The 13,676-nt window shown below is 42.1% G+C and carries 13 protein-coding genes, 1 tRNA gene and 2 rRNA genes (1 of these 16 only partly in view); 12 read left to right on the plus strand and 4 right to left on the minus strand.

The features are described 5' to 3' along the window. From WA1_RS18415 to WA1_RS18425, 3 genes are all read left to right on the plus strand, one after another. Positions 1–49 (plus strand): 23S ribosomal RNA (locus tag WA1_RS18415); it begins 2,819 nt to the left of the window's first position. 199 nt (positions 50–248) lie between these two features. After that, positions 249–366, plus strand: a 5S ribosomal RNA gene (gene rrf / locus WA1_RS18420). 492 nt (positions 367–858) lie between these two features. Next, positions 859–1,770 carry a hypothetical protein gene (locus WA1_RS18425; protein WP_026135380.1) on the plus strand — a complete coding sequence of 304 codons (912 nt, stop codon included), beginning with the start codon at positions 859–861 and terminating at the stop codon, positions 1,768–1,770. 2 nt (positions 1,771–1,772) lie between these two features. Here the strand turns inward: WA1_RS18425 and nadA are convergent, their stop codons facing one another. Further along, positions 1,773–2,747, minus strand: coding sequence for a quinolinate synthase NadA (gene nadA, locus WA1_RS18430; protein ID WP_017750067.1), 975 nt, complete (start codon positions 2,745–2,747; stop codon positions 1,773–1,775). Positions 2,748–2,899: 152 nt separating this feature from the next. On the opposite strand from nadA, the gene WA1_RS18435 reads away from it, so the two are divergent. From WA1_RS18435 to WA1_RS18460, 6 genes are all read left to right on the plus strand, one after another. Beyond that, complete coding sequence (locus WA1_RS18435; RefSeq protein ID WP_017750066.1) at positions 2,900–3,829, plus strand: TIGR04168 family protein; 930 nt, start codon at positions 2,900–2,902, stop codon at positions 3,827–3,829. Between the two features lie 72 nt (positions 3,830–3,901). Next, positions 3,902–3,986, plus strand: a tRNA-Ser gene (locus tag WA1_RS18440). 220 nt (positions 3,987–4,206) lie between these two features. Next, positions 4,207–4,566 (plus strand): type II toxin-antitoxin system prevent-host-death family antitoxin, encoded by a 360-nt coding sequence (locus WA1_RS18445; protein WP_017750065.1) that lies wholly within the window; start codon positions 4,207–4,209, stop codon positions 4,564–4,566. Beyond that, entirely contained in the window at positions 4,563–4,880 is a 318-nt protein-coding gene (locus tag WA1_RS18450; protein WP_017750064.1) for a type II toxin-antitoxin system RelE/ParE family toxin, read from the plus strand. Before WA1_RS18445 ends, WA1_RS18450 begins: the two co-directional genes overlap by 4 nt. A gap of 331 nt (positions 4,881–5,211) precedes the next feature. Continuing rightward, positions 5,212–5,481 carry a DUF2783 domain-containing protein gene (locus tag WA1_RS18455; protein WP_017750063.1) on the plus strand — a complete coding sequence of 90 codons (270 nt, stop codon included), beginning with the start codon at positions 5,212–5,214 and terminating at the stop codon, positions 5,479–5,481. After that, a complete protein-coding gene (locus WA1_RS18460; protein ID WP_017750062.1) occupies positions 5,478–5,930 on the plus strand; it encodes a type II toxin-antitoxin system VapC family toxin in 453 nt (150 codons plus the stop codon). Before WA1_RS18455 ends, WA1_RS18460 begins: the two co-directional genes overlap by 4 nt. Positions 5,931–6,280: 350 nt before the next feature. On the opposite strand, the gene WA1_RS18465 is transcribed toward WA1_RS18460, so the two are convergent. Then, positions 6,281–6,823, minus strand: coding sequence for a helix-turn-helix domain-containing protein (locus WA1_RS18465; protein WP_017750061.1), 543 nt, complete (start codon positions 6,821–6,823; stop codon positions 6,281–6,283). Between the two features lie 977 nt (positions 6,824–7,800). On the opposite strand from WA1_RS18465, the gene WA1_RS18470 reads away from it, so the two are divergent. After that, positions 7,801–9,978, plus strand: coding sequence for a DEAD/DEAH box helicase (locus tag WA1_RS18470; protein ID WP_017750059.1), 2,178 nt, complete (start codon positions 7,801–7,803; stop codon positions 9,976–9,978). A gap of 161 nt (positions 9,979–10,139) precedes the next feature. Here WA1_RS18470 and WA1_RS18475 read toward each other — a convergent pair whose 3' ends face one another. Further along, the gene (locus WA1_RS18475) at positions 10,140–11,048 is read right to left on the minus strand and encodes a S1 RNA-binding domain-containing protein (RefSeq protein WP_017750058.1); all 909 of its coding nucleotides are present in this window, start codon (positions 11,046–11,048) and stop codon (positions 10,140–10,142) included. Between the two features lie 141 nt (positions 11,049–11,189). Beyond that, on the minus strand, positions 11,190–11,933 hold the full coding sequence (locus WA1_RS18480) for a dienelactone hydrolase family protein (RefSeq protein ID WP_017750057.1): 744 nt from the start codon (positions 11,931–11,933) through the stop codon (positions 11,190–11,192). Between the two features lie 201 nt (positions 11,934–12,134). Here WA1_RS18480 and WA1_RS18485 point away from each other — a divergent pair, with 201 nt between their 5' ends. Then, positions 12,135–13,121 carry a GntR family transcriptional regulator gene (locus tag WA1_RS18485; protein ID WP_017750056.1) on the plus strand — a complete coding sequence of 329 codons (987 nt, stop codon included), beginning with the start codon at positions 12,135–12,137 and terminating at the stop codon, positions 13,119–13,121. Between the two features lie 193 nt (positions 13,122–13,314). Beyond that, on the plus strand, positions 13,315–13,668 hold the full coding sequence (locus WA1_RS18490) for a hypothetical protein (RefSeq protein ID WP_017750055.1): 354 nt from the start codon (positions 13,315–13,317) through the stop codon (positions 13,666–13,668). Positions 13,669–13,676 lie beyond the last annotated feature (8 nt).

Consider the following 13,676-nt stretch of genomic DNA (forward strand, 5'->3'; position numbering starts at 1 on the left):
CAGTAATGTATTTAGCCAAGCTGTCCTAACAGACCGAGGTCTTGACCTCTGTTCAGTGACCAGTGACCAGTGACCAGTGACCAGTGAAGAACTGAGTTATGGTTAATGTTCGCTGTCATGGCTTCAATTCGCGTTTCTGTGCAGTCTTCAGGGTTTTGATTGAGCGATCAGTGATGCGAAATCTTCACAGCGATCTGAGTAAACTTTCTTTACTGGTCACTGCTCACTGGTCACTGCTCACTGTCTTACCTGGTGCCTATGGCTCGGGGGACCCACTCTGACCCCATCCCGAACTCAGTTGTGAAACATTGATGCGGCGACGATAGTTGGCGGGTTGCTGCCCGCAAAAATAGCTCGGTGCCAGGTTTATATATCCAACAACAGCCCTCTTCCTTACACTTAGGAAGGGGGCTTTGTTTTTGTTTTTGTAGGATTACTTGCCGGATATCATTAGAGACTTAAGTATTTTAGTAAAAGACACAGCAGTAGTATCACGTACCATATATGAGAACTTCTACATTTTTTCACACTGCTTTATAACAATTCTCGAATGGATGCGATATAGCAAGACATTGCGCCCTTACAATTGGGTGTATTTGACACAACTGAAAATTGCTATATGTAGCGCTATTTACTGTAATATATGTATTATTGATGTAAAACCATAATTCTAATTATTATTAAGTTAATATAAGTCATTCATTAAACTCGGTGTAACTACACCTAGTTTTTAGCAAACATGGCATACTCTGATTTTTACACATAAAATCTAAATCAAGACAAAGCCAAAATTATTTAAATAAGTTTGTTTGTCAATTAATTCAGGGTTAAACAGCTATTACATATCCACAAATGGAAATGGTAGATCGGATAAATGATATCGCTTGGCAGGCTCACCAAGGGAGCGTTGCTGCAATTATTCAAGTGTTAAACGAGAAACTCGCTCATTCGGGCGTCAGAACTAGAGCTATTTTTGACGCTGGTGTCTTGCAATTACTGTGTGAGGCACGTACAGTAGATAACCTTGAACAAAGGACTTTAGTTGAGCAAGTCCAGCAAATTCTTGACTCTATTGCACCACGCAACATTTATCGAGTCAATATCAATAGTCGTATTGCTCGGGAACAGCAATTGCTGTGGTTAGAGGAAATTAGTCGCGACTCTGAGAATCAATTGCTTTGGTCACAGGAAATTAAGTTAGTTCAACCTAATATTTTTGAACAATTAGTAAAAGATTTTAAAGAGCGAAAAAGAGAACAAGGTAAGGCAGTTTTACCAACCTCCCAATCTTCTCGTCTTGTCGTAGTTAATAATAAGAACAAATTCAAAAATTCTCCTGCTAAAAGATTTTTAGGAGGAGCTAGCTGTGCCGTGTTTTTACTGTCGCTTAGTTGGGCTGGTTATACTTTATTTGGCAATAAATCGAAAAATACCTATCAAGCAGAAACCCTGAATTCAATAGTCCCAGCAATAAGGAATCAAAGCAATTTTCCGAGTCAACCAACCAATAGCAGCCCAAGTGCTACTACTTTATCTGAAGATCCCTTTTCAGCAGCAGTGCGGATTGCTAACCAAGCTTCTGCAACTGGTAGAAGTGCTCAAACTTCAGTTCAATGGTTAGATTTGGCGGCTCGATGGCAAAGGGCATCAGAATTAATGAAATCTGTACCGCCAAATCACAGCCGTTATGAGGAAGCTCAAATCCGTACTCAACTATACAAAAAATATAGTGAAGCCGCTGAAAAAGAATCTAAGAAAAAACCTTCTTAGTTTTAAGCGCTCATCTCTAGCATCCGCTGAATGGGTTTCAATGCAGCTACGCGAGTATCCTCTGGTAAGATAATTTCTGGAGTTCGATTTTTCATTGCCCAGTAAAGCTTCTCTAAGGTATTTAACCGCATAAAAGGACATTCGTTACAAGCACAGTTATTTATCGGCGGTGCTGGGATAAAGCGCTTGTGAGGCGCTTGTTTTTGCATTTGATGAATGATACCTGGTTCCGTAGCAACAATAAATTCTTGAGATAAGCTCTCAGCACAATATTTGAGTAATGCTGCTGTCGAACCAATAAAGCTGGCGTGGCGCAGTACGCTTGTTTCACATTCTGGGTGAGCGATCGCTTCTGCTTCTGGGTGGGCAATTTTTAGCTGTACTATTTTCTTTTCAGAAAAAGTTTCATGAACAATACAGCTTCCATCCCACAATACCAAATCTCGTCCAGTTTGTTCCATAACATACCGCCCTAAATTTTTGTCAGGGGCAAATATGATGGGCTGTTCTTTTGGGATTTGCTGGACAATTTTGACGGCATTGGAACTGGTGCAGATAATATCGCTGAGTGCTTTAATGTCAGCAGAGCAGTTGATGTAGGAAACCACCACATGGTCTGGGTGCAAGGCTTTAAAAGCGGCAAACGCCTCTCTTGGACAACTATCAGCCAAAGAACAACCAGCATTCAGATCCGGTAACAGGACTATTTTGTCTGGATTGAGAATCTTTGCCGTTTCTGCCATAAAGTGGACACCAGCAAAGACGATCGCATCCGCCTTTGTATTGGCTGCGGCTTTGGCTAGCTGGAGCGAATCTCCTATAAAGTCTGCAATATCTTGAATATCTGGTTCTTGATAGTAATGTGCCAGGACAATCGCGTTGAGTTCTTTTTTAAGAGTCTCAATGGCTGCAAATAAATCTAGTGGTAGATCGCCCTGTTCCGTTTTTCCACGTTGAGCTAGTGCGGTAGTAAACACAGTTAGGTGGTTAAAATTGCTAATTTTTGTATCGTGGATTCAATTATAGTAGTTTTTACCAAAAATGGTGTGTGGGTAACTCTCCTTCTTTGAAGTTGTGTCAAAACCCCATAAGTTTCCTATGCTAAAAACAGATATGCTTGGAAAGTGGCATGACCAGTCAGAAAACAAACTCAAAAACAATAAAAATTGCTGTAGTAGGAGACGTTCACGACCAATGGGAAGAGGAAGATGGCATTGCACTCAAGCATTTGGGCGTTGACCTAGTGCTGTTTGTTGGTGATTTTGGCAATGAGTCGGTAGACGTGGTGAGAGCGATCGCTTCCCTCAACATTCCCAAAGCAGCAATCATGGGAAACCACGATGCTTGGTACACTGCCACGGAATGGGGACGAAAGAAGTGTCCTTACGATCGCACAAAGGAAAACTGGGTACAGCAACAACTGGATTTATTGGGTGAAAGCCATGTCGGTTACAGTAAATTAGATTTTCCCAACTGGAATTTAACCGTTGTTGGTGGTCGTCCCTTTAGCTGGGGGGGATCTGAGTGGAAATATGCCGATTTCTACCAAGAATGGTTTGGGGTGACCAGTTTTGAAGATTCCACAGCCCGCATTGTCGCGGCGGCAAAGAGTGGGGCTTATGAGAAGATCATTTTTATTGGTCACAACGGACCGATTGGGCTAGGCGAACGTCCAGAAGATCCCTGCGGCAAAGATTGGCATCCCATAGGCGGTGATTTTGGCGACCCCGATTTGGCAGAGGCGATCGCGCAGTCCATGATTGCTGGTAAAACCATTCCCCTCGTCACATTTGGTCATATGCACCACACCCTGCGGCACACCAAAAAAGAACCGAGAAAACGTGTTTTCACCAGTCCAGAGGGCGTTGTTTACTTGAACGCCGCCAGTGTACCTAGAATTGTGGAAACTAATAGTGGTAAGCAACGTAACTTCTCAATTGTTCTGTTAGAAGGTGGTTCCGTCTCCCAAGTCTCCCTAATTTGGGTTGGCAAAGATTTCTCTGTTGCCTCAGAAGAAATTCTTTATAAAAAACCCACCCCAGTAGTGCAAACTGCGTGAGGATGATATATACTTAGTAACTGGTCAGCAAATATTGCTGACCGCTGACAGCAAATAGTTGACAGCTTTATTGGAGAGGTGGCAGAGTGGTCGATTGCGTCCGACTTGAAATCGGATGATGCGAAAGCATCCGGGAGTTCGAATCTCCCCCTCTCCGTTGGAAATTGAGTATCTTAGTTTGTGCTAAGTGAGAACTTTTTCGCATTTGCTCGACATTCTGTTTAGGGCTAGCGCTAGAGTTGTCCAAAAGTTGATTGCTGAAATTTTCCTCCATTCAAACAACTTCAATTGCATAAATTTCCATTAAAAACTGAGATGTAGACCGTTTTGGAGATAGCATTTAATAAAATACTTTATAAAGTGCTTTATTTGATGCTATGGCAATCAAGATTAATCTCGAAAATATTCAAACTCTTACCGACTTCAAGCGAAACGCCAAGGACTATGTAGAGCGGATAAAAGCAACAAAGTCGCCACTTGTGTTAACGGTCAATGGTAAAGCTGAGGTTGTGGTGCATGAGGCACAAGCTTTTCAGGAGATGATAGATCGGCTTGAGCACGTTGAGGAAGAACTTCGAGCATTAAAGCTCGAAGCATTACGGCATGAAATTGAGATTGGAATTAAACAACTTGAGAGCGGTCAGTATACCGAATACGACGAAGAGTCGCTTTCAACTTTTTTTGAAGATACTAAAGCACGAGGACGAAAAAGGTTGGCAAAGAGAGACGCTTCATGAGTTGGTATCGGATTTCTACTCAAGCAATGCAAGACCTTGAGAACATCTGGAATTACGTTGCTGAATACAGTCCACAGGCTGCTGATAATCTTTTTGACAAGCTGCGAGAAAAGTTCCCAAAAGTCGCTAAATTTCCTCAAATGGGACAGCAGCGCTTTAACCTAGCGCCTTCCCTACGGAGTTTTCCCGTAGGAAGTTACCTCATTTTTTACCGTCCTATAGACCAAGGGATTGAGATTGTGCGTATTCTTCGTGGAACGCAGAACATAGAACAAATTTTTGGAGAAGTAGAGGATACAGAACAGGAAAGCTGACAGTAAATTAAATCCTTCACTACCTTTTATTCACATGAAGTCAAAATTTTATTTAACATTCATGTGATAACTCAAATAAAGGTAGCACGGACATAACAACGAATTTAGCAACGGATGGGATAACAGATGTCATGGATGAAATGTTGACGGGACTAATAGAAAAACCGTAGTTTTTCAGTAGTGGATTCGCCAAAGGAAGGAAAAATTGGTTGTGTGCGATAAGCCGCGTACAGCTTGCACCAAAGACGATCGGAACGCTCCCCTCTGTCCCTTCCAACACAAGCTAGTAGTACCGTGCTACAATCTCTAATAAATTTAAGGAGGTCGGTAGATGGCTACCCTTCATAACCTAGATTTACCCGATGACTTGTATGAACAGTTACAAGAGTTAGCTACAGCAAAAGAAAGTTCAATCAACGCCCAACTTATTACTCTCCTACAAAATGGCTTGTCAGTAGCTCAAGAACAGCGAATGGCAGAGCAGAAGCGACAAAATGTCGCACAACTTTTGGAGGAAAGCCGCCGTCGTCGCGAGCAGCTACCAACAGATATCGAATGGCCTGATAGCACAGCCATGATTCGAGAAGACCGCGATAGATGACAAATACCATTAACTACGTAGTAGATACAAGTGTCTTTATTAAGCACTTTATCCCAGATCCACTTTCCCGGAAAGTGGATCTATTGTTGTTATACGTTGACAATCCTCAAAATAAATTCTTCGTACCCGATCTGTTTTACATTGAGTGTACTAACACTCTTTGGAAATATGTACGAGCGGGACGTTACCCTGCTGACAAAGTTGCAACGGATCTAGCTACTCTCAAAGGATTATCCTTAAGTGTCGTTTCAACAGCTGATTTGATGGAAGATGCAGCAAATATTGCAATATCTTATGGAATTTCTGCCTACGATGCTTCTTACGTCGCCCTTTCACAGCAGGTTAATGCTACGTTACTAACTTTAGACCAGCGTTTAGTAAGAGCTTTAGCTGCGACATCTTACAAGGTTTGTTCGTTCAATGACTTTGAGGTTCCGCCACTATTGTGAAGGGGGAGATACTTGATAGATGTAACAGATGGGTGTTCTTATCGACCTGACAAATAAACCATCCGTTATATCCAGTACAGTACCTAATTGGTTATCATATTTGCGTCTTTACATGGGATTTATAAAATTGAACTTTTGATAAAATGAAGTGTGTTTAGCAAGCTTGAGTTGGGAATCATGGCTAAGAACGAAAAACATATGGAACTTTGATACCTGAAGTACATCTAGATAATACAGAAGCGATCGCTGAAATTGTAAATTGTACAAATTTGAAAAAAGAAGGCAACTGATAGTTCGGTGAGATTAATTCCAAGCAAGACTTTTTCAATCCAAAATCCAAACTAGTATCATCAATTGCAATCCATCAAACCGATAACTGATTGAAATTCAGCATCAATTTTCTCAGCTTCCCGGACTTCCATAAGTTGACTTTCCAAGAATTCATTAATTTCTGCCACAACTATACAATGTTGTAACTTAACTCCTAGAGCATCTGCTACCTCTATCACGGTATCAAAACTCGCGTTTTGATAATCTTGTTTTTCATATTCTTTGATGTGCTCTTCCGTTAATTGAGTGAGTGCAGCTAGTTCTTTCTCTGTGATTTTTTTAGCAATTCTCACCTTGATTAAAATCTCTCCAATTTCATCTACATTAAGGTTCACGTTTTGTAAAACCAAGGAGTTTGCTGGATGGTGGTTTTTGAGATTTCTGTACTCTGCTATTTCTGTATGAAGATTTTTGATATGAGCATAGTAAGAATCTATTAACAGTTGCCAACCTTCTGGATCTTTACGCCTTTTTTCTTCATTCTGATACAAACTCATAATAGCTTGATGAAATTTTTCAATCCAAGACTTCGTGATTGTTAGTTGATAATCATTCTTAATCATGATTTCCTCTCCAAGAAATTTGTCGTTGTGATACCTGCTCTATTTTGTTCTCTGTTCATTAATCAGTAGACAAGATAAAGTTTTGAGATATGCAAAATCCACGTCTCTACTTGGTGCAAGTTGTGACGCGATAGCTTCGCTAACGGCTTAAGCCGTATCGCGTTTATTTTGATGCAAGTCAACTCGATAAACCGCAGTTTTTCAGTTGAGTTGCACCTCAATTTTCTCTATAAAGAAGTATGTTTCAGGATATTTTCGCCCTTCCTTAAAACAGCTTTGACATTCTGTCGTCGTGCTACTAGATTTTATGATGTCGAAATTATTTGGAGTAATTTGGGGTAAATCGGACTTAACCACCACCCCAAACTACACCACTTGCTCGATTTGAGCGCTCCCAAAAGGGGTATTGTTTGCCTCGACACTGCTTAAGAGCTTGTTCATGGGTTTTGGTGTTGCACTGTGTGACGCAGCCATGTTCCTGACCCGACGCTTGAGGCGTAGGCTTTCCTCATTAAGTCATGACCCTTAAGCGGACTGAAACCCGGAACGGGTAACCTTGAAACTAGTTCAAAGTTGAGTCATGGTGGAGCCAGTAGTCGAATTACTCCGAATTACTCTGGATGACTCCAGTTCACTTACTCCTCACCAGTATCGAAGAGCAGAAGCCTGCCACGTAGGACATGGGGATGACTGTGAAGGTTTTTCACCAGGTAAATCATAATAACATGCAAAGAGACCTTGAAAAAGGGAGTAGGGGGTGGGGAGTAGGGAGTGGGGAGCGATTAAGAACACGGTAAGTGAACTGCTAACAGGATAAATTTACACAATTTTATTATTTTTTTAGTAAATATACTTAATTTTTTATTAATAAAATATCCGTAACATTCCTATATGAAAAGACAGATGACCTGTGATAGCTTGCTAAATAATCAGGGTGCCACCGTGTCAAAAAAATAACTATCGCAGGCAGGTACTCAATGGCAGTTGCTAACGAAGAACAAATTAGCAAATTTATTACCACCGAACCGCTAAAGGCTAGTACTGAAGCGGGTGAACAAAAAGTTTGGGATTCTATTAAAAATGCTTTTTCCGATAGAAAATGCATAGCTTACTGGCGTTATCCCATTTTCTCGAAGGTAGGGGAGATTCGCAAGGAACCGGACATTCTGATTGCCGATCGCGAGTTTGGTTTATCGGTCATTGAAATATTGTCAGTTACCATTGACCAAATTACTGGTATGAATGATGGAATCTGGCAATTGCAAAACTTTTGGCTCGCAGAAGCAAACCCCTATCAACAAGCCGAACATCAATTACGTGCTTTGATTGCGTATTGCGATCGCGAACCAGCTATTTGGCGCAAAGTTAACGGAAGAGCCATTGTTGCACTTCCCCTCATAACCCAAGAACAATGGCAACAAAGAGGTTTTGACCAAATACCCAACTGTCCTCCTTTGATTTTTCAAGACCAATTAAGTAAAGTGAGTTGCATTGAACGATTTCAACAAATCCCTGCTGTCGTTCCTGGAGAAAACTTAGAAGATAAAGACTGGGAATTGCTACTGTCAGTAGTTAGCGGGACACCAGAACATCGCAAAGAGACGAATCGCACGACATCTGCGCTCGCACACAACAGCCGCGCCAGTGTCATGGAAAATCTACAGCAAAGGTTATACGAAATTGATTTGCAACAAGAGCATATTGGCAAAGAAATCCCCCCAGGTCCTCAACGAATACGCGGTATTGCAGGCTCAGGCAAAACAGTACTGTTGTGTCAAAAAGCAGCGCATATGCACCTCAAGCATCCAGATTGGGATATTGCCATTGTGTTTTTCACTCGCTCTTTACATGACTTGATGATTAAACTATTGGATCGATGGATTCGCCGCTTCAGCAGTGGTGAATTGACTTACGATCCAAAAACCAACCACAAACTGCGGGTACTTCATGCATGGGGAGCAAAAGAACATCCTGGTTTATATGGGACGATTTGCGAGTACCACGGTAAAAAACGCAAGATAGTTGCAGATACAAAGGAAAGACAACCCAATCGAGGTTTAGCAGAACTGTGTAAACGGCTACAGGAAGAAATCACAATTGAACCCATGTTTGATGCCATTTTGATTGACGAAGGTCAGGATTTGGTATCCGAAGCCGATCTGAAGTTCGAGGATAAACAGGCAATTTACTGGTTGGCTTATCAAGCGTTGCGACCTGTAGATGAAGAAAACCCAGAGGAACGCCGCTTAATTTGGGCTTATGATGAAGCGCAAAGTTTAGATAGCATAGCAGTTCCAAAGGCAAAAGAAGTCTTTGGTGAGAAATTGAGCAATATTTTGAGCAAACAACCCCAATACTCTGGCGGTATTAAGCGTTCTGAGGTTATGCGTCGCTGTTACCGGACTCCAGGACCTATTCTCACTGCGGCTCATGCTATTGGTATGGGTTTGCTACGCCCTCAGGGAATGCTTGCAGGTCTTACAAATAGAGATGATTGGAACAAAATTGGTTATGAAGTCAAAGGAGACTTTCGACGAGTTGGCAAGCCAATTACCGTGCATCGACCAATCGAATATTCACCCAACCCTATTCCCGAACTTTGGGGTAAACCTGTTTTAGAATTTCAAACTTACGGTTCTCGTCGAGAAGAATTGCAAGCACTGACAGATAGCATCACGCACAATGTTATGTTTGATGGTCTCAATCCCAGTCGCGATATTTTAGTCGTGGTTTTAGGCTCTAACTCTGAGGCAATGGAGTTAGAAGTTGATGTCGCTGGTTTTTTATTAGACCACAATATTGATATTTATATACCTACAGCTTTAACCTTAAATGATATGACTCCCCAATGGCCTAACAATGACCCAGATAAATTCTGGCATGAGTCCGGGGTAACGGTGTCTCGCACCAACCGTGCTAAGGGACACGAGGCGGATATGGTGTATGTGGTTGGCTTTGATAATGTCGCTCGTAATGAGAGTGATGTGAATTACCGCAACCAGCTATTTGTAGGTTTAACGAGAGCGAGGGGTTGGGCGAGTCTGAGTGGTGTAGGCAATTACCCAATGTATGATGAGATGCGGCAAGTGATTTCTAGTGGCGACACTTTTACATTCACTTACAAGCGTCCGCCAAAGCGTGATATTGGGGAATAGGGAATGGGGAATAGGGAATGGGGAATAGGGAATAGCAAAGAAAAAAACAGGAGTTGAATATCTTAAACAATGCCCAATTCCCCATATCCTATGCTCGTAGTTAATTGTTGTACTAACGTGTACGGGCGCAAGGCCTTGCGCCCCTACTAAAAACTCACTGGTCACTGGTCACTGGACATCTTGTTTCTAGCTCGTTCAGCACGGGCTTCAGCGGATGCCATAACATCTTCCATATTTTCCAAGACTTCGCCTGGGAAATTTTCCAAAACTCTGGTCGAGAGGGCTACTCGACCTTTCCCTTCATCTAAATCTAAGATCGCAGCTTTAATCGGTTGACCGAGTTGAAATACATTTTCTAGATTCTCAATAAATTTCTGGCTCACTTGTTTAATGTGGAGCAAAGCGCTTGTGCCATCTACATCAACAAACACTCCGAAGGGTTTGATCCCTGTGACTTTCCCGGATACTAACTGACCAACTTCTAATGTACTGAAGTTGGCAGAACGTGCTGCTACGCGTTGTGAAAGTATCAGTTTATTGGTGCTACGGTTCACTTCCAAAAAGCCGACAGTTAAGGTTTGCCCTTTGAGTGCCTCTAAATTATCGCGCTCGGTTAGGTGCGATCGCGGAATAAATCCCCGCAAACCCTGAACATCAACGGTAACGCCACCTTTGTTAACATTATTTACCCGTACCTGAACTGTCTTGGAATTTTCCTGCATCTGCACCAGTCGATCCCAAATGTGCCTAATTTCCAGTTGCTTTCGCGATAGGGTGACTTGACCTTCTGCATCTTGATCGCGGATAATTAAGAACTCTTGCTCTTCATTTAATGGCAGTACCTCCGATAAATCAGTAACTGCTCTCAAAGAAGCCTCATCGCGGGGAATATAAGCTGACGATTTGCCACCGATATCGACGTAGGCTCCATCTGGATCGATTTGAAAAACTTTGCCGTGTACCACCTGTCCTTTTTGAAACTGGTAGTCGTGTTTTTCCAGTGCCTTGGCAAAATCGTCCATTGTAAAAGACGAATCGGCTTTTTGAGAAATTTTCGCGTCGGAGTTCATGACTTATAAAGACTCATTGTTAATTGCTAACAGCTTTGTGGAAGTGTAGTTAGTGGTTAGTAGGGGCGCAATGCCTTGCGCCCGTACAGTGGTTAGTGGTTAACTACTAACTACTATCTACTATCTACTATCTACTAACAACTAACGAATTTGTGAAAACAGTTGCTTCACGTGCTCCCAAGCATCAGCTGTAGCTATTGAATTATAGCTGGCACGTTGGTCACAGAAAAATCCGTGCTCAGCTCCATCGTAGCGAAACACGCGATGAGGAACTTTGTATTTTTCTAACTCTGCTTCAATTTGGTTTACCTGTTCTACTGGTATGCTGGCGTCTTCTGTACCAAAGAAGGCGTAGAGAGTGCCTTTAATTTCTGAGGTACGAGTTATGGTAGGGTTGCCATCTCCTGGTGTACGGGTGGGGATACCTGCACCGTAGAAAGAAGCTGTAGCTTTAATATCTGGTAGGGTTGCGGCTAAGTAGGCGACATGACCTCCAAAGCAAAAACCTATACAGCCAAAGCCATTCTTGTTGACTTCATCAACGGTTTTCAGATAGTCAACGGTTGCTTGAATATCGGCTAACAGTTGTGGTGCGTTTGTTTGCTCCCAAGCGTACTTTTTACCTACCTCTATATCTTGTGGTGTGTAGCCCGTCTCAAATCCAGGGGCAACTCTTTGGAACAAGGCTGGTGCAATTGCTACATAACCTTCTTTCGCTATACGTTCTGTAACATCCCGAATGTGCGAATTGACTCCGAATATTTCTTGTAATACTACTACTCCAGGGTAAGAACCTGGCTCCAAAGGCATTGCTTGGTACGCGTCGATTTGTACGTTATCTTGCAAAATTTTAATTTTTGTGGTAACGAGCGATCGCTCTGCCATAATAGTTTTTACCAGTAGTGTGTGAGTATATAGATATAGCTCTAAGCTAGAGCCTAGGGCTATCCCCGATCAATTATCAACCACTAGTAGCAACTGCACCAGAAATTTCTAATAACCCAAGTGAATCTATAAGTAATATATTTAACAATTGGCATTTGCAGCTGGTTTTATGCAGCAACCACCATACAGGAGACTTTGTTGATGCTTCAATTCCGAATCCAACCAGACAGTGAAATACCCGCATCCAACCAGCTGTTTAACCAAATTCGATTTGCGATCGCATCTCGGCAATATCCACCCGGATACAAATTACCGAGTACGCGGGCGTTGGCAATGCAGACGGGGCTACATCGCAATACAATTAGCAAGGTTTACCGCCAGTTAGAAGACGATGGCTTGGTAGAAAGCCTTGCTGGTTCGGGTATATATGTCCGCGCCCAAGGGCATGAGGGAGGTAGTAAGCTACAATCGCCGATTCTCAAACAGAATCCTCAAGCCAGCAAAGTTGTACAGCAAGCGCTTGATGAACTTCTCTCGCAAGGTTGTACGCTGAGTCAGGCACGAGAGTTATTTTTAGCAGAAATTGATTGGCGCTTGCGTTGTAGTGCGCGAGTGTTGGTTGCGGTTCCATCTCGAGACATTGGCGCGGGAGAACTTATGGTCTATGAATTAGAACAAACCCTCAAAATACCAGTACAGTTAGTACCGATGGAAGAATTATCTGCTGTTTTGGATCAAACTTCCTCTGCTACAGTCGTGACAAGTCGGTATTTTATTGGTGATGTGGAAGTTATTGCAGCCCCTAAAGCTGCGCGCGTAATTCCTCTTGATATACATGACTACGCTAAGGAGTACACTTTATTTAAAAACCTCCCAAAAGATAGCTGTCTTGGCATAGTTAGCCTGAGTTCTGGAATTCTGACAGCAATGGAAGTGATTCTTCACGGTTTGAGGGGGGATGAAATACTGATTATGACAGCGCAGCCAAAAGATACTTACAGACTTCACGCAATGGTCAAAAGAGCACAAGTGGTTTTTAGTACAGATCAAGTAAGTTATTCAGCCGCCCAAGCAGCCCTGCAAGCTACTATGGATGATATTATTCGTCCGCCCAGGCTACTTTATGCCGAAAATTATATCGGTTCTAATTCGATTAACTTACTTAAACGAGAGTTAGGTTTGGGTTAGTAGTTTAGGAAGTAGGAGACTTCCAAATAAAAAAATCTTAATATCTTGTGGTGCGGGCATCCTGCCCGCTATTTGGATAGGATGGGCGAGGATGCCCATCCCACAAGAGTTAAAGTAAGCTCAACTCATGCACTAATCTGATATCTAGATTTACAATAGATATAGCCAATAATGAAAAAAATATGTAAATTTTATGACTAGTAATTTGCTGAAAAATATAGCAGATGATTTATCCAAAATTAACTATTCAGTATTAGTTGAAGAAAAAGAAGGCGGATATCAAGCAACAGTTTGGGGTTTACCAGATTGTCAGATATTTGCACAAACGCGGGAAGAAGCGCTAGATAGTCTACATCAACTTTTAAAGACTCGATTAAAAAATGTAGAAATAGTTACTCAAGAAATTGTAGCGCCAAAATCAGAACATCCCTGGATGAAATTTGCGGGTAAGTATAAGGATGACCCACAATTTGATGATATGCTTGCTGATATTGAAGCATATCGACGCGAACTAGATGCAGAAATGGAAGAATCCGAGCGCCAATGAAATGGTGA

This window comes from Scytonema hofmannii PCC 7110, assembly GCF_000346485.2.
Classification (GTDB): domain Bacteria; phylum Cyanobacteriota; class Cyanobacteriia; order Cyanobacteriales; family Nostocaceae; genus Scytonema; species Scytonema hofmannii.